Annotated in this window: 25 protein-coding genes and 1 pseudogene; 12 read left to right on the top strand and 14 right to left on the bottom strand. The window is 68.9% G+C overall.

The window, feature by feature from the left end; translation table 11 throughout:
- Positions 1-37 precede the first annotated feature (37 nt).
- From ACFM35_RS10595 to ACFM35_RS10640, 10 genes are all read right to left on the bottom strand, one after another.
- Positions 38-1,456 (bottom strand): alanine--tRNA ligase-related protein, encoded by a 1,419-nt coding sequence (locus ACFM35_RS10595; RefSeq protein ID WP_378841777.1) that lies wholly within the window; start codon positions 1,454-1,456, stop codon positions 38-40.
- A gap of 152 nt (positions 1,457-1,608) precedes the next feature.
- Complete coding sequence (locus ACFM35_RS10600; RefSeq protein ID WP_378841779.1) at positions 1,609-2,019, bottom strand: DUF3253 domain-containing protein; 411 nt, start codon at positions 2,017-2,019, stop codon at positions 1,609-1,611.
- 27 nt (positions 2,020-2,046) lie between these two features.
- A complete protein-coding gene (locus tag ACFM35_RS10605) occupies positions 2,047-3,225 on the bottom strand; it encodes a zinc-dependent alcohol dehydrogenase (RefSeq protein ID WP_378841909.1) in 1,179 nt (392 codons plus the stop codon).
- A gap of 145 nt (positions 3,226-3,370) precedes the next feature.
- Positions 3,371-3,589 carry a hypothetical protein gene (locus ACFM35_RS10610; protein ID WP_378841781.1) on the bottom strand — a complete coding sequence of 73 codons (219 nt, stop codon included), beginning with the start codon at positions 3,587-3,589 and terminating at the stop codon, positions 3,371-3,373.
- On the bottom strand, positions 3,586-3,912 hold the full coding sequence (locus ACFM35_RS10615; protein WP_378841783.1) for a DUF7882 family protein: 327 nt from the start codon (positions 3,910-3,912) through the stop codon (positions 3,586-3,588). The genes ACFM35_RS10610 and ACFM35_RS10615 overlap by 4 nt, the downstream gene beginning before the upstream one ends.
- Before the next feature lie 108 nt (positions 3,913-4,020).
- Entirely contained in the window at positions 4,021-4,359 is a 339-nt protein-coding gene (locus ACFM35_RS10620; protein WP_378841785.1) for a hypothetical protein, read from the bottom strand.
- A gap of 106 nt (positions 4,360-4,465) precedes the next feature.
- The gene (locus tag ACFM35_RS10625) at positions 4,466-5,512 is read right to left on the bottom strand and encodes a YihY/virulence factor BrkB family protein (RefSeq protein ID WP_378841787.1); all 1,047 of its coding nucleotides are present in this window, start codon (positions 5,510-5,512) and stop codon (positions 4,466-4,468) included.
- 80 nt (positions 5,513-5,592) lie between these two features.
- Positions 5,593-6,156: a DUF3618 domain-containing protein gene (locus ACFM35_RS10630; protein WP_378841789.1), complete on the bottom strand. Its 564-nt coding sequence runs from the start codon at positions 6,154-6,156 to the stop codon at positions 5,593-5,595.
- On the bottom strand, positions 6,153-6,566 hold the full coding sequence (locus tag ACFM35_RS10635) for a phage holin family protein (protein ID WP_378841791.1): 414 nt from the start codon (positions 6,564-6,566) through the stop codon (positions 6,153-6,155). Before ACFM35_RS10635 ends, ACFM35_RS10630 begins: the two co-directional genes overlap by 4 nt.
- Positions 6,544-7,356 (bottom strand): hypothetical protein, encoded by an 813-nt coding sequence (locus ACFM35_RS10640; RefSeq protein WP_378841793.1) that lies wholly within the window; start codon positions 7,354-7,356, stop codon positions 6,544-6,546. The genes ACFM35_RS10635 and ACFM35_RS10640 overlap by 23 nt, the downstream gene beginning before the upstream one ends.
- A gap of 235 nt (positions 7,357-7,591) precedes the next feature.
- On the opposite strand from ACFM35_RS10640, the gene ACFM35_RS10645 reads away from it, so the two are divergent.
- The 4 genes from ACFM35_RS10645 (at position 7,592) to ACFM35_RS10660 (ending at position 11,289) form a co-directional block, all read left to right on the top strand.
- The gene (locus ACFM35_RS10645; protein WP_378841795.1) at positions 7,592-8,809 is read left to right on the top strand and encodes a glycosyltransferase; all 1,218 of its coding nucleotides are present in this window, start codon (positions 7,592-7,594) and stop codon (positions 8,807-8,809) included.
- Positions 8,806-10,098: a hypothetical protein gene (locus ACFM35_RS10650; protein WP_378841797.1), complete on the top strand. Its 1,293-nt coding sequence runs from the start codon at positions 8,806-8,808 to the stop codon at positions 10,096-10,098. The genes ACFM35_RS10645 and ACFM35_RS10650 overlap by 4 nt, the downstream gene beginning before the upstream one ends.
- Positions 10,099-10,175: 77 nt before the next feature.
- Positions 10,176-10,877: a hypothetical protein gene (locus ACFM35_RS10655; RefSeq protein ID WP_378841799.1), complete on the top strand. Its 702-nt coding sequence runs from the start codon at positions 10,176-10,178 to the stop codon at positions 10,875-10,877.
- 145 nt (positions 10,878-11,022) lie between these two features.
- A complete protein-coding gene (locus ACFM35_RS10660; protein ID WP_378841801.1) occupies positions 11,023-11,289 on the top strand; it encodes a hypothetical protein in 267 nt (88 codons plus the stop codon).
- Here ACFM35_RS10660 and ACFM35_RS10665 read toward each other — a convergent pair.
- Positions 11,286-11,603 carry a DUF7882 family protein gene (locus ACFM35_RS10665; RefSeq protein WP_378841803.1) on the bottom strand — a complete coding sequence of 106 codons (318 nt, stop codon included), beginning with the start codon at positions 11,601-11,603 and terminating at the stop codon, positions 11,286-11,288. The genes ACFM35_RS10660 and ACFM35_RS10665 overlap by 4 nt on opposite strands.
- Positions 11,604-11,814: 211 nt before the next feature.
- Here ACFM35_RS10665 and ACFM35_RS10670 point away from each other — a divergent pair, with 211 nt between their 5' ends.
- On the top strand, positions 11,815-12,954 hold the full coding sequence (locus ACFM35_RS10670; protein ID WP_378841805.1) for a zinc-dependent alcohol dehydrogenase: 1,140 nt from the start codon (positions 11,815-11,817) through the stop codon (positions 12,952-12,954).
- 50 nt (positions 12,955-13,004) lie between these two features.
- Positions 13,005-13,574 carry a hypothetical protein gene (locus ACFM35_RS10675; RefSeq protein WP_378841807.1) on the top strand — a complete coding sequence of 190 codons (570 nt, stop codon included), beginning with the start codon at positions 13,005-13,007 and terminating at the stop codon, positions 13,572-13,574.
- Positions 13,575-13,608: 34 nt separating this feature from the next.
- Here ACFM35_RS10675 and ACFM35_RS10680 read toward each other — a convergent pair whose 3' ends face one another.
- The gene (locus tag ACFM35_RS10680; protein ID WP_378841809.1) at positions 13,609-13,803 is read right to left on the bottom strand and encodes a hypothetical protein; all 195 of its coding nucleotides are present in this window, start codon (positions 13,801-13,803) and stop codon (positions 13,609-13,611) included.
- Positions 13,804-13,829: 26 nt separating this feature from the next.
- Entirely contained in the window at positions 13,830-14,285 is a 456-nt protein-coding gene (locus tag ACFM35_RS10685) for an SRPBCC family protein (protein WP_378841810.1), read from the bottom strand.
- A 215-nt stretch (positions 14,286-14,500) separates the two neighbouring features.
- Here ACFM35_RS10685 and ACFM35_RS10690 point away from each other — a divergent pair, with 215 nt between their 5' ends.
- From ACFM35_RS10690 to ACFM35_RS10710, 5 genes and pseudogenes are all read left to right on the top strand, one after another.
- Complete coding sequence (locus ACFM35_RS10690) at positions 14,501-14,998, top strand: SRPBCC family protein (RefSeq protein ID WP_378841812.1); 498 nt, start codon at positions 14,501-14,503, stop codon at positions 14,996-14,998.
- Positions 14,995-16,466, top strand: a pseudogene (locus tag ACFM35_RS10695) (phytoene desaturase family protein). The gene ACFM35_RS10690 and the pseudogene ACFM35_RS10695 overlap by 4 nt, the downstream one beginning before the upstream one ends.
- Positions 16,467-16,725: 259 nt before the next feature.
- Complete coding sequence (locus tag ACFM35_RS10700) at positions 16,726-18,078, top strand: APC family permease (RefSeq protein WP_378841814.1); 1,353 nt, start codon at positions 16,726-16,728, stop codon at positions 18,076-18,078.
- Between the two features lies 1 nt (position 18,079).
- Positions 18,080-18,376, top strand: coding sequence for a hypothetical protein (locus ACFM35_RS10705; protein WP_378841816.1), 297 nt, complete (start codon positions 18,080-18,082; stop codon positions 18,374-18,376).
- 115 nt (positions 18,377-18,491) lie between these two features.
- Positions 18,492-19,253, top strand: coding sequence for a ParA family protein (locus tag ACFM35_RS10710; RefSeq protein WP_378841818.1), 762 nt, complete (start codon positions 18,492-18,494; stop codon positions 19,251-19,253).
- A 42-nt stretch (positions 19,254-19,295) separates the two neighbouring features.
- Here the strand turns inward: ACFM35_RS10710 and ppk2 are convergent, their stop codons facing one another.
- A complete protein-coding gene (ppk2, locus tag ACFM35_RS10715) occupies positions 19,296-20,189 on the bottom strand; it encodes a polyphosphate kinase 2 (RefSeq protein WP_378841820.1) in 894 nt (297 codons plus the stop codon).
- A gap of 120 nt (positions 20,190-20,309) precedes the next feature.
- Between ppk2 and ACFM35_RS10720 the strand changes: the two genes are divergently transcribed.
- On the top strand, positions 20,310-20,990 hold the full coding sequence (locus ACFM35_RS10720) for a PhzF family phenazine biosynthesis protein (RefSeq protein ID WP_378841822.1): 681 nt from the start codon (positions 20,310-20,312) through the stop codon (positions 20,988-20,990).
- The last annotated feature ends 81 nt before the right edge of the window (positions 20,991-21,071 follow it).

Consider the following 21,071-nt stretch of genomic DNA (forward strand, 5'->3'; position numbering starts at 1 on the left):
CGGCGGCCGCCGTCCGCGGCGGCGGCCGCCGTGCAGGTCACGGGTGCAGCGTGGTGCTCTGCTGCGACCGCGCGCGCTGCGCCGCCATCTGCTCGTCGAACTCTTCGCGCCAGCTCTCGCTGAGCGCGATCTCCTTGCGCAGCGCCTCCTCCGTCGACAGCTCGACCGGGAAGCCGTAGGTGTCGTACAGCACGAACAGCTCTTCGCCCGTGACCGTGGTGCCGCGGTAGCTGTTCAGCTGCTTGAGGCCCTTGCGCAGCGTGCGTCGGAACCCCTGTTCCTCCTTCACGAGCACACGCTCCACCTCGGTCGCATGCTGGGCCACCTCGGGGAAGTGCTCTTCGTAGATGCCCGCGATGGTCGGAATGATCTGCGGGAAGAAGTTCTCCTCGAGTCCGAGGTCGAACGCGAAGCGCACCGCGCGGCGGATCAGTCGCCGCATCACGTAGCCCTGCGCCTTATTGCCGGGGCGCACGCCGTCGACGGCCAGGAACGTCGCGCCGCGCAGGTGGTCGGCGATCACCCGCATCGCCCGCGTCTCATCTTCGTACGTCTTGCCTGACAGCTCCTGGAGCTTCTCGATGATCGGCCACAGCAGGCCGATGCGGAACACGTCGGGGCTGTCGATCGCGGCGGCGGCGATACGCGCGAGTCCTCCGCCGTAGTCGACGTTTTTCCGAGGAAGCGGCTCGAATCCGACCTCGGCCTTCTGGTACTCCATGAACACCGAGTTGCCGAGTTCGATGAATCGGCCGCAGTCGCAGTTCTGATGGCAGTGCAGACCGTACGCCGTGTCGTGCTCCACATTCGGGAACAGGTAGAACATCTCGGTGTCGGGACCGCCGGGTTCCCCCACCGGCATGTCCTCGGCCTTGCCTCCACGGCACCACCAGTTCTTCTTGCTGTAGAACGCGATGCGGGCCCCGTCCGTGCCGACGGCGGCCGCGTGCTCTTCGGTGCCGACATCGACCTGAGCGCTCGAGACACCCGCTTCGTCGAACAGGCGGGACCAGATCGCCGCCGATTCTTCGTCCTTGGGGATGCTGTTCTCGGGGTCGCCGCTGAAGCAGGAGACGTAGATGCGGTCGGGGTCGAGCCCCACCTTCTCGGTGAGGAACGTCCACACCTGCGGGATCTGCTCCTCCTTGAAGTAGTCGCCCAGGCTCCAATTGCCGAGCATCTCGAAGAATGTCGTGTGCCGGTTGTCGCCCACCTCCTCGACGTCCTGCACGCGCAGGCACGTCTGGCTGTCGGCGAGACGCCTCCCCGCGGGATGCTCCGCACCGAGGAGGTAGGGAAGCAGGGGCTGCATCCCGCTGCCGGTGAACAGGGTGGTGGGGTCGTCTTTGGGGATGAGCGGGGCCCGCGGAATGACGACGTGCCCCCGCTCCGTCATGTATTCGAGGTAGATGCGGCGGATGTCATCGGCGGTCACACCATTCTCAGCAGCGGTCATACACCGACGCGTCCGATCCCGCGATCACGGAATGCGCGACGCGCCCTCCCTTCGGCAACTTGTCTACCATCTGCCCGCTCGTTATAGTGATCTCACACGGGGGACGCGCACTCGAGGCGCCTTGCAGGTGCAATTCCTGAGTCCTCCACCATTCACTGTTCTTCGTTCGGTCGTGCGCGGCCGATGCGGATCGGGCCTTTCGCCGTCGACGGATCCACGAGCGCGCCCTTCTGGGTGATGCGCACGTCGCCCGAGGCGACGAGTCTGCGCGCGGCACGGCGCGCCGGCTCCATGAGGTCTCTCCACTCCTCGCCGCCGATGGCGCGGGCGGCGTCGGATGGGCAGATCGTGGATGTCGCCGCCCGCTCGCCGAGCAGCCGGAGGATCGTCTTCTCGAGTTCGCGATCGGTCGACGACACCCGGCGGGCGCGACACGCATCGGAGCAGTAGCGCACCTCGTCCCAGTGGGACGCCCATGCCGCGCGCCACTCGATGCGTCGGCCGCACGACGCGCAGGTCTTCTCGGTCCGATCGGGCTCGGCGACGCGCTTTCGATGTGCCATGTCGATCCCGATGCTACGCGCCGTGCGTCAGGCGGGGTTCAGAACGACCTTGATGCAGCCGTCGGTCTTCTTCTGGAACGTCTCGTACAGCTCGGGGGCGTCGGTGAGAGGGGCGTGGTGGGTCACGAGATCCATCACTCCGAGCGGATCAGCGGGATTCTCGACGAGCGGCAGCAGATCGTCGATCCACCGCTTCACGTTGCACTGCCCCATCCGCAGGCTGATCTGCTTGTCGAACATCGTCTTCATGGGCAGGATGTCGGCGTCGCCGGCGTAGACACCGCTCAGCGAGACGGTGCCTCCGCGGCGGACGACGTCGATCGCCGCGTAGACAGCCGCGAGACGGTCCATTCCCGTCTTGTCCATCATCGGCCGCGACAGCGCATCGGGCAGGAGTCCGACGGCCTTCTGGATGAACTTCACGCCGCCGTCGCCGTGGGCTTCGAGGCCCACGGCGTCGACGACGGCGTCCGCTCCCCGGCCTTCGGTGAGATCGCGCAACTCGTCCACGATGGTGTCCGTCAGGTCGAAGGTGAGCGCCCCGTGACGCTCCGCCATCGCTCGACGCGCCGGCTCGGGCTCGACGGCCAGGACCCGCAGCCCCCGGTGCGCCGCGATGCGCGCGACGAACTGGCCGACGGGGCCGAGACCCATGACGGCGAGCGTGCCGCCCTCGGGAACCTGCGCGTACTCGACGCCCTGCCACGCCGTCGGGAGGATGTCGCTCAGGAAGAGGTAGCGGTCGTCCGGCAGCTCCGCCCCGACCTTGATGTGGTTGTAGTCGGCCAGCGGGACGCGCAGGTAATCGGCCTGACCTCCCGGCACCTGGCCGTAGAGCTTGGTGTAGCCGAACAGCGCGGCCCCGCTCCCGTATTCGCGCACCTGCGTGGTCTCGCACTGCGACTGCAGCCCACGACGGCACATGAAGCACGTGCCGCACGAGATGTTGAAGGGGATGACGACGCGGTCGCCGACCGCGAGGGTGCTGACGTCGGCGCCCACCTCGACGACGACCCCCATCGGCTCGTGACCCAGGATGTCACCGCGATCGATGAACGGACCGAAGACCTCGTACAGGTGCAGGTCCGAGCCGCAGATCGCGGTCGAGGTGATCTTGACGATCGCGTCGCTAGGGTGTTCGATGCGCGGGTCGGGGACTTCCTCGACGCTGACCTTGCGCGTGCCCTGCCACGTGAGCGCCTTCATCGCACGCCACCCGTCGAGGAGGTGAGGGAGCAGGAAGATCGGATGCTTCGCGTTTTGGTCATGCCCCACTGTGAGCCGCGCCCACGCACCCGCCGAAGGGCATTGACGAACGTCCGCCGACCATCTATGCGTCGCGACGAGAAGATCAGTCGGTGCCGCCGGTCGCCGGGATCGGGATCACCGCGATGCTCGTGCCGGTGCTGACGAACAGGAGCGCGTCACGGCGCTCGCCCTCCCCGTCGTTGACGCGGATCCACCCACCGCCGTCGCGCACGGCGGCCGTGATCTCATCGGTGAGATCCTCGATCTCGCGGCCGCCCACGCTGTACAGCTGCCCGCCGTACGTGATGTCTATGCGCTTCACGACGGCAGCCTCGCCTCGCCGCTGCCCTCCGGCGGCTCGGGAACGATGTGCAGCCCGGTCTGCGAATTCGCGGTGTAGGACAGCGCCTCGATCCAGGCGCGATTGACCGCCGGTCGCCGGCTGCCGTAGTACTTGTAGACCATCGAGCAGCGCGGGTGCAGCCACACCGTCGTGCGGCCGTCACCGATGCTGGTGTCGTCCTTCCAGCTGAAGAAGAACGGCTCGCCGCGCCTGAGCTTCGCCCCGATGACGGTCTGCAGGTGCATCAGCAGTCGGTCCTCGAAGTCGACCTTGACGAGCCCGTCGTAGATGAACTTGCCCAACTCATGCCTCCGTGTTCATGTGCGCGCGCGGTCCGCGCCGCTCGACCATAGGGGGCACGGCGTCGGGTTGCCGAGGGTCTTGACCCCTGGTGCACCCACTGATAGGCGTCACAGCTCGTCGATGCCCAGCGGTGAATCGGGCTCGTCGATCATGTCCGGCCACACCGGCGTGGAGATCTGCAGGCGCCGGGTGCGCTTCTCGAGTTCTTCGACGAGCTCGGCGTCGACGACCTCCTCGACCGATTCGGCGACGGGTGTCGAATACAGCTGGCTGGCGGGCCCCACCAGGAAGTGCGCGTATCCGCGCGCGCCCCCCTCTTCCAGCACCGGGATGGAGACGACGTCGGAGGTCGCGTTGTCGGCGAGTGCACGGGCATAGCGCAGGAGCGCCGTGCTGACGGCGTCCGGCGTCAGCACGTACCCGCCGGAATAGTGGAGTCTTCTCATGTCGTCAGCGTGCCTTTCGTGGGGCGTGGTCCCGTGGGGGTTGATTACCGCGGCGCGAGCTCACATGATCACGCGCGCTCGTGAGGGGCGCAGCATCCGCCTGCCCTCACTCGTTCTCTCGTCTGATCCGTCGGCCCTCTGCGACGTCCTTCTCCTCCTTCTGGGCCGCCTTGTCGCTCTTGCGCGTGTCGCGCGGCGGCAGCTGGATGTCGCGCTCCGCGGCCACACCCGCCTGCAGCTGACGGCCCCGCTCCAGCTCCGCATCGAACTCGGCGCCGAAGAGGAGGGCGAGATTCGCGATCCACAGCCACAGGAGGAAGACGATGATGCCCGCCAGTGAACCGTAGGTGCGGTCGTAGTTGGAGAAGTTCGCGACGTAGAAACCGAAGGCCGCGGTGGCGATCGCGAGGATCAGGATCGCGAGGAAGGCGCCGATGCTCAGCCACCGGAACTTGGGCTGCTTGGCGTTCGGAGTCGCGAAGTAGAGCACCGCGACCACGAGCACGACGACGAGCACGAGCACGGGCCACTTGAGGATCGACCAGATCAGCAGCGCCGTGTCACCGAGGCCCACGGCGTCGCCCACGGCCGAGGCCACCGGGCCCGACAACACGAGGATCAGACCGGCGATCACGATCAGCGCGATCGCGATCAGGGTGACGAGCAGCTGCTGCGGCTTGAGCTTCCAGAACGGACGGCCTTCCTCGATCTCGTAGATCCGGTTCATCGCGCGGCTGAACGCGCTGACATAGCCCGACGCCGACCAGATGGCCAGCACGATGCCGGAGATCAGGGCGAAGCCGGCGGCCGGCGATGACGCGATCTGCTCGATCGGCCCACGGATGGCCTCGGCCGTATCGCCGGGAGCGACCTGGCCGACGATGTCGAGCACGGCGTCGCTGGTGGATTGGCCCTGGCCGAACACCCCGAGCAGCGAGAAGATCGCGATCAGGGCGGGGAACGCCGCGAGCACCGCGTAGTAGGTCAGCGATGCTGCGATGTCGAGGCACTGGTCCGACGAGAACTCGCGAAGCGTCTTCCTCAGGATGTACTTCCACGACCTCTTGTCGAGATCATCCGGCGAGTCCGGCTTGCCCTCGTCTTCTGCATCCGGTGCCTTCCCGGACGGGCCTGTGGTGTGGATGGTGCTCATTCGATCTCTCCTCGCAGAAGGCGGGGCCACTTTCGTGGCCCCGCCTCATGGATGTTCTCCGGGTGCTCTCAACGCGTGGTTCAGTGCCCGGCGACGTTCTCGCGAGCCTGACCCGCCTGATCCTTCACTTCACCGGCAGCCGACTGGGCTTCGGATTTGACGGCCTCGACCGATTCCGCGGCGGAATCCTTCACGGCCGCAGCAGCCTGCTGCGCGGGCTCCTTCAGATTGCCGCCGACCTCTTTGGCCGTCGCGGACAGGTCGTCGACGAGCGGCTTCGCCTGCTCCTTGACGTCGGCGGCGAGATGCTTCTCGCGCTGCGACGCCGGGATGAGCGACGCGATGAGAAGTCCGGCGCCGAAGGCGATCAGGCCGATCGCGAGAGGATTGCCCTCTGCCTTCGCCTTCGCTCCGCTGAGACCGGCGGACGCGGACGAACCGGCGTCCGAGAGGGACGAGCCCGCGCCATCGGCCGCTCCCATGACTTTGTCGCGCACCGACCCGAACGCTCCCTTGACCTTGTCGGTCTGGCGACCGACGATCTTCGACGGCGTCACCTTGTCGGCGAGGGCGTCCACGTCGCCGCCGAGCTCCGCCCGGGTGGCCTCGATGTTCGCTCGGATCTCTTCCGCTGACTGGCTCATCGGTTCTCCTCGTTCCTCTTCAACGTTTCGGGTATCTCTTTCAGGGTCTCCGCGGTCTGCGGGGCGCCCTTCACCTTCTTCATCTGGCCTCGGCCGACGACGAAGAGGATGGCGGCGATGATCAGCCAGATGACGGCCACGATCACGCCCGACCAGCCGCGGCCGGTCACCTCGCCCAGAGCCCACCACAGGGCGATCGAGAGGAAGAGCACGCCCATCAGGGCGGCATAGCCGGCTCCCCCGAACAGACCTGCGCCTTTCGCGCTCTGGGAGGCCGTCTCCTTCAGCTCGACCTTGGCCAGCTCGACCTCTTGGCGCATGAGCGTCGAGATGTCGCGCGTGACCTCGCCGACGAGCTCACCGAGCGACGTGGTGGCCGCTCTCTGCTCAGAAGGTGTCGGGTCGGTCATCTTCGTCCTTTCGGCTGTCTCCGGCGGTCGTGCTCGACTGCTCGAAGATCGGCGTGTCACCGGCATCCGGCTCGCCGTCGGCGAAGACCGTCGCGCTCGCGATGGGCGCGGTACCGGTCACCGGCGGCGCATCCCACGGCTGGTTCGGGATGCGGTCGGTGGCGTGCACGCCGACGGCGGGCACCTCGGCGGGCGCTGCGACCGCGTAGCGATCGGTCGCGACGTCGTCGGCCGCCGTCCGGGGCGTGGCATCCGACGCTTTGTCATCCGCGGCGTTCGCGGTCAGGGCCTTCGTCAGCCGTCCGGCGACGACGCCGATCACGGCGGCAGCCACGATGAAGGTGCCGGGGCTGCGGCGCGCGTACTGCTTGACCTCGGTGAACACCGAGGCGGGATCGCGATCGCCGAGCCACGACGAAGCGCTCGAGAGGCGTGTCGAGACCTGGCGGACCAGATCGGCGGCGATGCCCGAACCCTGGGATTCGGCTGCCATCGAACCGAGTTCGTCGCTGACCGAGCTCAGTCCGCCGGCGAGGCGCTGCTGCTGGGTGTTCGCCTGGTCCTTCAGCTCGCTCTGCGTCTGCGCGAACAGGTCCTTCGCCTGCGTCTTCACGTCGCCCACGACGGAGGATGCTTCGTCCTTGGCGGTGCCGGCGACGCTCTTGGCCTGGTCGGCGGTGGTGTGTGTCAGCCCGGCGGCCTCTTGCGTGGCCGAATCGAGCGTGCCGGGGGAGTCCGCGGACGCGGTTCCCGACGTGCTCTGCACACCCGTGTCATAGCTGTCCGTCATCATTGCCCCTTTCGTAACCGACCCGTCGGGCCGGAGAAGTCCCATTCCTACGCGCGACCGAATCGTTCCCGATGCCCCTTGCCAAGCTCGGCCGTCATGAGCTACATGCACGCGCGGCGCCGATGCCTGCGCTGCCGTGAACGGCGCTCGCGCGGAACGGGAGTTCGGATAGTCCACGGCGCGATCCCGCGTCAAGGGCCGCCGGGAAAATCGACGGCAGCTCGACACTGACCGGATGGACACCCGTGCCGCGCAGCATCCGCTCGCCGATCTCTTCTGCTTCTCCCATCTGCGATGGGACTTCGTCTACCAGCGTCCGCAGCACGTCATGAGTCGGTTCGCCCGCACACGCGGCGTGGTCTTCGTGGAGGAGGCGATCGTCGAGGCCGGGGTCGAGCCGCATCTGCACTGCTCCGACAGAGCGGGTGGGGTGCGCGTGGTCGTGCCCGTCCTCCCGGAGGACCAGGGCGACCGTGACGCGATCGCCCTGCAGCGCGGACTGCTGTCGGACTTCGTGGAGCAGCACGGGACGCCGTCTCCGACGTTCTGGTTCCAGACCCCGATGTCGCTGCCGGTCGCGCCCCTGGACCTCGCCGGCGCGGTCGTCTACGACTGCATGGACGAACTGGGCGCCTTCCACGGCGCGCCGCCCGCCCTCGCCTTCAACGAGAAGCAGCTGCTGAGCCGCGCCGACCTGGTGCTGACGGGCGGGCGGGCGCTCTACGAGGCGAAGCGGTCCAAGCACCCCAACGTGCACTGCCTCCCCAGTGCGATCGACGCGGCGCACTTCGCCCGCGCCCGTCACCACATCCACGGAGCGACGGAATGCCTCACCGAGGTGGTGGACCTGCCCACGGGGCCGCGGGTGGGCTTCGCCGGCGTGCTCGACGAACGGCTCGACATCGGGCTGCTCGCGGACGTAGCCGACCTGCGCCCCGATCATCAGTTCGTCATGGTGGGACCGATCGTGAAGATCGATCCCGCCGAGCTCCCCCGGCGCGCGAACATCCACTACCTGGGCCTGCGCGAGTACGCCGACCTTCCGGATCTGATGGCCGAGTGGGATGTCGCGATCATGCCGTTCGCGCGGAACGCGGCCACCCGCTTCATCAGTCCGACGAAGACGCCGGAGTATCTCGCCGCCGGGCTCCCGGTCGTGTCGACCGGCATCCTCGATGTGGTGCGGACCTACGGCGAGCCGGGGCTCGTGGCGATCGCCGACGACGCGGCGGCCTTCGCGGCGGCCATCGACGCCGCCGTCGGGGTGAAGGACGACCCGACGCGGCTCCGTGCCGTCACGAACGCTCTCAAGGACGTGTCCTGGGACTCGATCTGGAGCCGGATGGCCGCGCTCGAGCAGATGGCCGCGCTGGAGCAGAGATCGCTGCCCGAGCCGCCCTCCGCCGGCCCGGTCGGAGAAGGGCGGCGCGAGAACGCGGCGGACGTGCGGTGACGCCGGGCCCGCTCACGCGCCCCGAGGTCTGGGGCGGTATCGAGTGCACGCACAATCGCGTGGGCGGGCGGTTCCACAGCCAGCTGGATGCCAGCGGACACTCTGCTCGGATCGAAGCAGACCTCGACCGTTTCGTGACGCTGGGCATCGCACGATTGCGCTACCCCGTGCTCTGGGAGCGCGTCGAAGCCGTGCGCGGGGTGTTCGATTTCCGCGAGTCCGACCGGGCCCTCGGGCACCTGGGTGCCGGTCCCGTGCGCCCCGTCGTCGGACTGCTGCACCACGGGAGCGGCCCGGCATGGACGTCCCTCGACGACGAGGGCTTTCCGGAGCGGTTCGCGGTCTACGCCGAGGCGGTCGCCCGCCGGTACCCGTGGGTGGACGATTACACGCCCATCAACGAGCCACTCACGACCGCCCGGTTCTCCGGCCTCTACGGTCACTGGTATCCGCACGGTCGCAACGACGGATCTTTCGTGCGGATGCTGGTGCTGCAGGCCCGGGCGACCGTACTGGCCATGCGCAGCATCCGTCGGGTCAATCCGGCGGCGCGACTGATCCAGACCGAAGACCTGGGGCGAGCGACCGGCACCCCTCCGCTCGAGGATCAGGTGACGTTCGAGAACGACCGTCGCTGGCTGACGTTCGACCTGCTCAGCGGAAAGGTCACGCCGCAGCATCCGCTGCACGACTACCTGACCTCGTCGGGGGGCGCCGATGCCGCAGCTCTGGCATGGTTCGTCGACCACCCATCCGTACCGGGCGTCCTGGGCATCAATCACTACCCGCGCAGCAATCGATGGCTCGATCACCGACGCGAGCTGTTCGACCCCGCCGACCACGGCGGCAACGGCCGGATGGCATATGCGGATGTCGCGGCCTCCGACGTCGCCCTGGCCGTCGCGCCGACGCTTTCGTCGTTGATCAGGGAGACGTCGGCGCGCTACGGAGGCGCCGTCGCCGTGACCGAGATCCACGTGGACGGCGACGCGGTCGCACGAGTCGCCTGGTGGGAGGCCGCCTTGGGTGAGGTCGAGCACGCCCGGTCGCACGGAAGCATCGTCTGCGCGGTCACCGCGTGGAGCCTTTTGGGATCGTTCGACTGGGACACCCTCTGCACGAGCGTCGACGCCTCCGCGGATCGTACCGTCACGTATGAGGCCGGTGTCTTCGACGTCTCCGCCGGCGAACCGGCCGAGACGCCGATGGCCGAGGCCGTCCGGCGGGCATACGCCCCGAATACCGCACCGGTCGCCGCCCGATGGGCTCGGACTGTAGCGCGGGAGTGATGCCCTGTCTACCGCCTCACGCGAACCGGCTCCGCGCCCCCAGAGTGATCCAACCACTCACGATCATCGGAGCCGACATGCTGAATCCCCCCGCCGAGCGCAGAACGGGTGACATCGGGCGCGTGGACGCGCACACGTCCCACGACGACGCCGACCGGGCGCCCCAGGGCGTGACGAGCGACGCGCACACCCCCGAGGTCGCGACCGGCGAGCGCAAGGACGCACTGCTGCGCGATGTGCATGCGCGCGAGAAGGCGAAGTTCGGCGGCATCAAGTTCGGGACCGCCTTCTTCGGTTGGCTCACCGCCACGGGCGCCGCCGTCATCCTGGCGACGATCGTGGCCGCCGTCGGCGCCGCCGTCGGCGTGAGCGCCGGTGATTCTGCCGGCGACGCGGCGGCCGACAACGCCGGCACCATCGCCGTGGTCAGCGCGATCGTCCTCGGTCTCGTCCTGCTCGTCGCGTACTTCGCGGGCGGCTACGTCGCGGGGCGGATGGCGCGCTTCAGCGGTGCGAAGCAGGGCCTGGCCGTCTGGATCTGGGCCGTCGCGATCGCGATCGTGGTCGCGGCCGTCACTGCCATCGCCGGCAGCCAGTGGGACGTCCTGGCGAACCTCGACAGCTTCCCGCGCATCCCCGTGACGCCCGAGACCGCGACGGTCACGGGTGTGCTGACCGCGCTGGGAGCCTTGGCCGTCGCCCTGATCGGTGCGGTCCTCGGCGGCCTGGCCGGCATGAGGTATCACCGCAAAGTGGACCGCGCCGGCCTCGCCGAGTGAACGGGACCCGCGCGGGGATCGGTGCGGACGCCGGTTACCACGGGCGCGTCTCACCGGCAACCCGGGGGCTCCACGGGGCGGATCTGCGTAATGTCGACGCTGACAGGTTGTTCGACGCCGAGGGGACGTGGATCCGATGTACTACGTGAACGTCCACGATCAGTACTTCGCCGTGTCGGACGAGCGCATCGACGACGTCCGCTCCGCGATCCTCTCCGCCGTCCGTGACGGTGGAGGATTCGTGAGCTTCGATGTCGGCACCGGTGGGAGCGCGGAAGTCCTCATCACTCCGCACACCACCGTTCGCATCGAGCAGACCGCGACTGCCGCGGGCGATGATGAAAGCCGCCCCGAGGGGGCGCGGGAAGCTCCCGAGCACGCCGACATGGACTGGTGGCTCGAGTGGGGCTAGGCCTCCGGCTCGTCGGCGGGTTCGATGCTCTCGCCCGTGATGACCAGTCCGTTGTTGGTGTTGGCCGATAGCGCCAGGGTTTCAGCCCAGGCCCGGTTGATCTTCGGTGTCTCCGACTCGTCGAACCGCATCCTCAGCGGCACGCCGTTGTCGATCCAGATCACGTTGCGGCCCTCAGCCTCGGACTCGCTGCTCTTCCACGACAGGAAGAAGCTCTCGCCGCGGCGCAGCTTCAGGCTGATGATGATCTGCAGGTGCGCCAGCAGCCGGTCGTCCAGGACGAACCGCGCGTCATCGTAGAACAGTGTGCCCATGCGCTGCCTTCTCCTCCGGGTCCCGGGTGACCGCCAGCAAAAGTACCACCAGGCACGGTCCCGACGTCGCCCTTGATCTGAGCTCCGAGATGTGCTCGCCCCGCGGTCGCCGTGCCGCCCCGGCGAACGCGGGGGTGAGGCATCCGGTTTGTCAAGCCTTTTGATCTCGACCCCTCCGCACGGCGATGGTGCTGACGACGAAAGGGACGACATGAAGGCGATGGCCTACCGCGGTCCGTACAAGATCCGCGTCGAAGAGAAAGCGGAACCGGAGCTCGCCCATCCGGGCGATGCGATCGTGCGCGTCGAGCTCGCGGCGATCTGCGGTTCGGATCTGCACCTCTACCACGGCATGATGCCCGACACCCGGGTGGGCCACACGTTCGGCCACGAATTCATCGGGACGATCGAGCAGGTCGGCTCGTCGGTGCAGAACGTCCGGGTGGGCGATCGCGTGATGGTCCCCTTCAACATCTACTGCGGATCATGCTATTTCTGCGCACGGGGGCTGTTCTCGAACTGCCACAACGTGAACGCGAACGCCACAGCCGTCGGCGGCATCTACGGCTACTCCCATACGGCCGGCGGCTACGACGGCGGGCAGGCCGAGCGCGTCCGCGTGCCGTTCGCCGACGTGGGCCCGGCGATCATCCCGGAGGACATCTCCGACGAGGATGCCCTCATGCTGACCGATGCGTTCTCGACGGGGTACTTCGGCGCCCAGCTCGCGAGCATCGCGGAGGGCGACACGGCCGTCGTGTTCGGGGCGGGACCGGTCGGACTGGCCGCGGCGAGATCGTGCTGGCTGATGGGCGCGGGAAGGGTGATCGTCGTCGATCATCTGGACTACCGCCTCGAGAAGGCGAGGACGTTCGCCTTCGCCGAGACCGTGAACTTCGGGCAGGTCGGCGACATCGTCCGCCATCTGAAGTACGCGACCGATGGCCTAGGGGCGGATGTCGTCATCGACGCCGTCGGCGCCGAGGCGGACGGCCATGTCCTCCAGCACGTCACGGCCGCCAAGCTCAAACTGCAGGGAGGCTCGCCCGTCGCCCTCAACTGGGCGATCGACGCGGTCCGCAAGGGCGGCACGGTCTCGGTGATGGGCGCCTACGGGCCGCTCTTCAGCGCCGTGAAGCTCGGCGATGCGGTGAACAAGGGCCTGACCATCCGCACCAACCAGGCACCGGTGAAGAGGCAGTGGCCCCGGCTGTGGGAGCACATCCGCAACGGGCACATCGCGCCCCACGAGCTCATCACCCACCGCATGCCCCTCGAGCACATCGCCGAGGCGTACCACGTCTTCTCATCCAAGCTCGACGACTGCATCAAGACCGTCATCACACCCTGAACCGCCGCACACGCGGCAACGCTGCCGGCCGACCATCCGCAAGGAGCACCATGCCCTACACCGCACGAGACCACGAGCACCGGCCGTCGCCCGACGAATTGCGGGCGCGAATCCCCGGCTGGGGAGCCGATCTCGACCACGCCGATCGGCCGGCGTTCCCCCGCGAGCAGCCGGGGATCGACACGGGGGCGCGCGAGGAGCTTCCCCCGCAGCAAGCGGGCGGGCGTGGGCGCGAGAGGTCGGTCGAGCACCTCCGCCTGACACCGGTGTTCGGGACGGCTCAGCCCTTGCACGGTATGGCCGGTGCGATCCGTCGACGTGCCTACCGCGTCTACAGCGAAGGCCAGACCGCTCACTGGCTGCTGCTGATCGCCGCCGATCGGGTGGACTCCGCCACCGCGCACGCCCGGTCGCTCGTGTCGGGTCGTCCGGACGATCCGATTACCCAGAGCGGTGTGCTCGGCGAGCGCGGGCACCACCCCGTCGTCTCACGCTTCGGACGCGGGCGCGTCGACCTGAAACACGCCTGGCTCGACCCGATCCTCGTGGTCGGTCCGTGGGTGCTGGTCGTCGTGGCGGGCTCCGCAACGGTGCGCCGGCTCCTTCGAGCCCTCGGGTGACGCGAGGGAGCCGGGCGCACACGGTGCCGGTGGATCAGTCCGCCGTACCGGGCCGCACGACGGCGTCCGGCACGATGTCAATCCGCGTGATGTTGCCGCGCCTGGTGGTCTCGATACGCGGTGCCGCGTCCTCTTCGGTGGACCCCGCCGCGCGCAGAAGCTGATCCCGACGCTTCTCCTCGTCGGTCATGTCGACCGAGGACTCCCGAGCGGCGTCGGGAGGAAGCATCCGATCAGCGTCGTCCACGTCGGGGGTCACGCCTCGACGTCGCCGCGCCAGGCACCCGTTTCGGCGCCCCGGCTCTCGATGAGCTCCTTGAAGTTCTTGAGGTCCTTCTTCACGGCGTGCGAACCGACGCCGACGAGCGAACCGACGCGCTCGAGCAGCCCCTCGGGCTCCCAGTCGATCTGGACGGTGACGCGCGACGTCGAGTCTGAGAGCTTGTGGAACGTGACCACGCCCGCGTGGTCGGTGTCTCCGCCGGTGCTCTTCCACGCGACGCGCTCGTCGGGGTGCTGCTCGGTGATCTCGGCGTCGAACTCGCGCTTCGCACCGGCGACGCTCACGACCCAGTGGGTGTGGGTGTCGTCGGTCTGGGTGATGGACTCCACTTCGTCGAGGAACTCCGGGAAGCTCTCGAACTGGGTCCACTGGTTGTAGGCGGTGCGGACGGGGACGTCCACGTCTACGGTCTCGATGATCTGCACCATGGGATGCTCCTTGCTCGTCGTCAGGGGTGTACATGTCTATTCAGCCGGACGAGGGCCCCGACGGGGACGGGGTTGACAGGCGCCGAAGCGATCACTCTCGATGGGAGGAGCTAGCGGCTCGCGCAGGTTTTGGCCAGACCCTCGGCGATATCCTTCTCGCGCGAAAGAGTGGGGCGTCGCCCAGCAGCGCTCGGGCACCGAGGAGAGGACGTGGGATGTCGCGCAATGTGAGGGTCGTGGAGTGTTCGCCCGAAGACGTCTTCCGGGTGCTGGACGATGGATGGCTGTTCCCGTCCTGGGTGGTGGGGGCATCGCGGATGCGCCACGTCGAGAAGGCCTGGCCGAACGTCGGCTCGCGCCTGCACCATTCCTTCGGCGTCTGGCCGGCGCTGATCGACGATGCCACGGTCATCGAGGAGTACGACCCGCCCCGGCTGATCGTGATGCGGGCGAAAGGCTGGCCGATCGGAGAGGCCCTCATCACCATCAACGTCAAACCCCGCGGTCTCGGCAGCGCCGTCCGCCTGCAGGAGGAGCCTCTCGCCGGTCCCGCACGATACGTGCCGCAGACGCTGATGGATGCGCTGCTGCACTGGCGCAACCGCGAGACGCTGCATCGGCTGGCCTATCTCGCCGAAGGCCTGTCGGAACATCCGTCGGATGTGACCTCGGCCGAGCGCGAGCTGCAGACGGAGTGGGCGTCGGCGTCGTGACGCAGAGCGGGGAGCGGGACGAGGTGGACGCGGTCGTGGTCGGGGCGGGACCGAACGGGTTGGCCGCCGCCGTGACGCTCGCGCGCGCCGGCCTGAAGGTGCGGGTGTACGAGCGCGATGACCGCGCCGGCGGAGGCGCCGCGACCCGCGAACTGACGCTGCCCGGATTCCTGCACGACGTCTGTTCGGCCGTGCACCCCTTGGCGTTCATGTCGCGATTCTTCCGCGAGTTCGGACTCGCGCAACGCGTGCCGTTCGTCACGCCGGACGCGTCGTACGCGCATCCGCTCGACGGGGGTCGCGCCGGCATCGCCTACCTCGACCTCACCCGTACCCGCGAAGAGCTGGGGCGCGACGGCCGGGCATGGGAGCGGCTGATGCGGCCCCTCGTCGACCGCGCCGGCGCCGTCGCCGAGCTCACCGGCTCCCCGCTGCTGCGCATCCCGCGCGACCCGCTGACCGCCGTCGCCTTCGGGCTCCGCACCCTCGAGCAGGGCACCCCGGCGTGGAACGTGCGCTTCCACGGCGAGGCGGCACCCGCGATGCTGACGGGGATCACCGCACACAGCATCCTTCCCCAGCCCAGCCTCGCCGCCGCCGGCGCGGGGCTGACGCGTACGCGTACGCGCACGCACGCGGATGGCCCATTCCGATCGGCGGGAGCCAGAGCATCGTCGACGCGCTGGTCGACGACCTGCGCGCGCACGGCGGCGAACTGGTCACCGGGCGCCACATACGATCGCTGCGCGAACTGCCGGTGGCGAGGGTCACGCTGCTGGATGTCACGCCGCGCGCGCTGATCAGCATGGCGGGGTCGCGGATGCCGCAGCGCTATCGGCGGGCGCTCGAAGGGTTCCGCTACGGCGACGGCGTCGCGAAGATCGACTTCGCGCTCAGCGACCCGGTGCCGTGGGCGAACGCGGAGGTGCGTCGGGCGGGGACGGTGCACGTCGGCGGGACGCGGGCGGAACTGGCCGCGTCCGAGAACGACGTGAGCCGCGGACGCCTGCCGGAGAGTCCTTACGTGCTGGCGTCGCAGCCGTCCGTCTTCGACGAATCGCGCGCACCCCGCGGACGCCACACACTGTGGACCTACACGCACGTCCCCGCCGGCAGCGCCGAGGACCGGCAGGAGGCGGTCATCCGCCAGATCGAGCGATTCGCCCCGGGCTTCCGCGACACGATCCTCGCGACGAGCTCCCGCAGCGCGGTCGAGGTCGAGCAGCACAACCCGAACTACCCCGGTGGCGACATCGCTGCCGGGGCACCGTCGCTGCGGCAGATCATCCGTCGTCCCGTCCTCGGCGCCGAGCCGTGGCGCACGCCCATGCCGGGCGTCTACCTCGCCTCCGCCTCGGTGGCGCCCGGGCCCGGCGTGCACGGCCTCGCCGGGTGGTTCGCCGCACTGAGCGCGCTCCGGCACGAATTCGGGTCGCGCGCGCTGCCGGACCTGTCGCCGCGCCCCTGAGGTCGCGGCCGCGGCGCTGGGTGGGCTGCGCGGTGGGCTGCGGCCGGGTCGCCCGGGTGGGTGCGCGGGCCCAGGCCTGTTCGCGCCGCCTCGGCCCAGACGCGGGCGCAGCAGCCACGACCAAGCGGGAGCAGCAGCCGGGGATCAGCAGCCATCCGCAGCCGGGAGCCGGGAGCCGGGAGCCGCCCCACCGACGCACGGGCGAAGCGCGCTGTCAACCCGCAGTCGCATAGCGCCGGCCGGCTCCTACGGTGGCCCGATGACCACCGATACCGACGCGCCGTCCACGCTCCACCGCGGCATCACCGGCCCACTCCTGTTCGCCTTCATCCTCGGAGACGTCCTCGGCGCCGGCATCTACGCGCTCATGGGCGTCCTCGCGGGCCGTGTCGGCGGGATGCTGTGGGCACCGCTCCTCGCAGCCCTCCTGCTGGCGCTGCTGACCGCGGGCTCGTACGCCGAACTCGTCACGAAATACCCGCGTGCCGGCGGAGCGGCCGTCTTCGCGGAGCGGGCGTTCAAGAACCGGCTGGTGTCGTTCCTCGTCGGCTTCAGCATGCTGGCCGCCGGTGTCACGAGCGCCGCGGGTCTCTCGCTCGCCTTCGCCGGTGAATACCTGGGGACCTTCATCGACCTGCCGCCCGTCCCCGTCGCGATCGTCTTCCTCGGAATCATCGCCGCACTCAATGCACGCGGCATCCGCGAATCGCTCGGGGCCAACTTCGTCATGACCGCGATCGAGGTCAGCGGGCTCGTCATCGTCGTCGTCGCCGTGACGTTCCTGGTGGCCGGTGGCGGCGGCGACATCTCGCGCGTGACTCAGGTGCCCGAAGGCACCGGCGTCGCCTCGGCGGTGCTGGCGGGCGCGATCATCGCGTACTACTCGTTCGTGGGGTTCGAGACGTCCGCCAACGTCATCGAAGAGGTGAAAGAGCCGTCCAAGATGTACCCGCGGGCGCTCTTCGCCGCGCTGGCGACCGCGGGCGTCGTCTACGTGCTGGTCGGGCTGGCGAGCTCGATCGCCCTCCCGGCCGACGAACTCGAGGCCTCCAGCGGGCCGTTGCTCGCCGTGGTCGCGGCGAGCGGGGTGGGCATCCCGTCGTGGCTCTTCAGCGTCATCGCTCTGATCGCCGTCGCCAACGGCGCGCTGCTCACGATGATCATGGCCAGTCGCCTCGCCTACGGGATGTCCGACCAGGGGCTGCTCCCTGGTGTGCTCTCGCGCGTCCTGCCGAAGCGTCGCACCCCGTGGGCGGCGATCCTGGCGACCACGGTCGTGGCGATGCTGCTGACGCTCGTCGGCGACCTGGCCACGCTCGCCGAGACGGTCGTCCTCCTGCTGCTGTTCGTGTTCCTCAGCGCCAACGTCTCGGTGCTGGTCCTCCGCCGCGACACCGTGGAGCATTCCCACTTCCGGGTGTGGACCTTCGTCCCCATCCTCGGCATCGCCTCGTGCATCCTGCTGATGACGCAGCAGCGTCCGATCGTCTGGCTGTTCGGGGCCATCCTCCTCGCCGTGGGCGTGGGGCTGTACTTCCTCTCCCGCTGGACGCGTGCTCGCCGTGGCGACCACCACGCCGTGCCCGCAGGTCGTGCGTCGGGCGGAGCCTGAGGTGGGACAGCCCGCGCGAAGACAGCGGTACCGACTGCACCGAACCGACCTCTTCACGTGGGTCATCACGTACGCCGGCACGACGGAGCCCGGCGCGCACCCCGTGGCGCATCTCACGCTGAACGAGCACGATCAGGTCGACGCGGTCTGGGTGCCCCCTCGCCCGCTGCCCGTACTCTTCGCCACGGTCGGCGACGCCCTCGACAGCCTCCAGGAGTGGGAGGACCGCCCCGACGGCGCCTCCAAACCCATACCGATCCCGCACCGTCCGCCCCCGCGCCGCAGGCCGCAGGGGTGATCGGCCGGCCCCCGAGCCCCGCGAGGGTGCCGCGGATCAGTACGGTGGGACACAACGGCCCGCCGCGGCCGCGAAGGTGGAGGTTCGGGATGCTGCGAACGACGGGAAACGGCGCATGAAGGTCGTCGCGGTCTACAGCACGAAGGGCGGGGTCGGGAAGACGACCGCCGCCGTGAACCTCGCCTGGGAGGCCGCGAAGGACTATCGGGTGCTGCTGTGGGACCTCGATCCGCAGGGAGCGACCACCTTCCTCCTGCAGGTGAAGCCCAAAGTGAAGGGCGGCGTCGGAGCCCTCGTGGCTGGTGACAGCAAGGTGTCGGCGGCGATCCGCTCCACCGCCTTCGACCATCTCGACGTGCTGCCCGCCGACGCCAGCTACCGCGATCTCGACCTCGTCTTCGATCACGCGAAGAAGTCTGAGCGGAGGGTCGCGAAGATCCTCGAGCAGGTGGAGTCCGACTACGACGTCGTGATCCTCGACTGCCCACCGGGGGCGTCGCTGGTGGCCGAGAACGCGGTGTTCTCCGCTGACGCGGTCGTCGTGCCGCTGGTGCCCTCGCCGCTGTCGATGCGCTCTCTGGAGCAGGTCACCGAATTCGTCGAGGCATCCGTCTCGAAGGCGCCGGTCGTGGCCTTCCTGTCGATGGTCGACCGCCGGAAGACCGCGCACCGTGCAGCCGTCGAACAGCTGCCCGCCACGCAGGCGGCCGTCACCGACGTGGTCGTGCCGGCGACGGTGCACATCGAGCGGATGGGCACGCACCGCGCGCCGCTCGGCTCGTACGCTCCCACCACCGAAGCCGCGCAGGCGTACGGCGAGCTCTGGAGTCAGGTGCGGGCGCTGGTCTCGCCGAAGGCGCGCAAGCGCAAGCGCTGACCACCGCGGGGGCGGAGGGCGTCCCCGCTGCTCGTCCGTCGGCTATTCGTCCGCCGTCTCCTGCCGACCGCGCATGACCAGGAGAGGGTCGGGCTCGCGGACGACCGCGTCGTCGCGTCCGTCGTAGTCGAACTGCCCGAGGAAGAAGCGCATGGCATTGATGCGGGCGCGCTTCTTGTCGTTGGACCGGACGATCGTCCACGCGGCATGCTTCTTGTCCGTGCGACGGAACATCTCCTCCTTCGCCGCCGTGTAGTCCTCCCAGCGGTCCAGGGACGCGAGGTCCATCGGCGAGAGCTTCCACCGACGGACGGGGTCGAGCTGTCGGAGAGCGAAGCGGGTGCGCTGCTCGGTTCGCGAGACCGAGAACCAGAACTTGGTGACGTGAATGCCGCTGTCGATGAGCATCCGCTCGAATTGCGGCGCCTGCGTCATGAACGTCTCGTACTCCTGGTCCGAGCAGAAGCCCATGACGCGCTCCACGCCCGCGCGGTTGTACCAGGACCTGTCGAACATGACGATCTCGCCGGCCGTCGGAAGGTGCTGCACGTACCGCTGGAAGTACCACTGCCCCTGTTCGCGCTCGGTGGGCCTCGCCAGGGCCACCACCCGAGCCGTGCGGGGATTGAGGTGCTCGGTGAAGCGCTTGATCGTGCCGCCCTTGCCCGCGGCATCCCGCCCCTCGAACAAGATGATCGCGCGCTTGCCGTGGTCTTCGAGCCAGTACTGGAACTTCACGAGCTCGACCTGCAGACGGTACTTCTCGAACTCGTACTCGTCGCGGTCCATCCGCTCCGCGTAGGGATACCCCTCCTGCCACGTGTAGACGGGGGCGCCGTTCGGGTCGATGAGGTCGGGGTCGGGAGTGTGACCGTCTCGGACCGAGTACCCCTCCTCCCGGAGCTGTTCGATGTACTGCTGCAACCCGTCGCCCATGCGCGTCGTCCCTTCCCACCCGTGGGGTGTCCTCTCGGCATTATCGTCGCCGCCGGTGACGCGACGGTGAACGGAGCGCGCCGTCGTGCGTTTCGGGCATGTCTGCGAGGATCGGTTCTCGTGAGCCTCCTCGTGAACGTCGTACGCGTCTTCGTCGATGAGGACGGCGACCACGGCAATCCGCTGGCCATCGTGTGGGCGTCGTCCGCAACACAGCGCCAAGAGCAGCAGATCGCCGCCGACCTCGGGTTCAGCGAGACGATCTTCGTCGACGCCGTCGCCGGGGGCTCGGCGCGGGCCCGCATCTACACCCCGACGCGGGAACTGCCGTTCGCGGGTCACCCCACCGTGGGGCTCGCGGCGTGGCTGCACGCGAGCGGTGACGACGTCAGGCAGATCGACGTCCCCGCGGGCAGCGCCCGCGTGCGGGTGGAGGGCGACCTCGTCTTCGTCACCGCACGTTCGGAGTGGGCCCCGGAGTTCGAACTCGTGCAGCTCGATGGGCCCGCCGCAGTCGGCGTCGTGGATCCGGACGCGTTCGGCTACAGCGCCGTCTACGTCTGGGCGTGGGCCGACGAGGAGGCCGGCCGGGTGCGTGCACGCATGTTCGCGCCCGATCTCGGGATCCGCGAGGACGAGGCGACAGGGTCGGCGGCGGTGCGCCTCACGGCCGCCCTGGGTCGAGACCTCGAGGTCTTCCAGGGCCAGGGCTCGAGGCTGTACACCCACAATCGCTATCTCGGTCAGCAGGTCGAGGTGGGCGGGCGTGTGTCGAGCGCGCGGACCATCGAGCTGCGCTGAGGTCCCGCATCACATTTCGGTCTCCGATGGCCCTCGCCTGCTCCGAGCGCCCATAAGTTATCTGCAGGAGGCGACGCAACT

This window comes from Microbacterium songi (assembly GCF_042747925.1).
Taxonomy (GTDB): domain Bacteria; phylum Actinomycetota; class Actinomycetes; order Actinomycetales; family Microbacteriaceae; genus Microbacterium.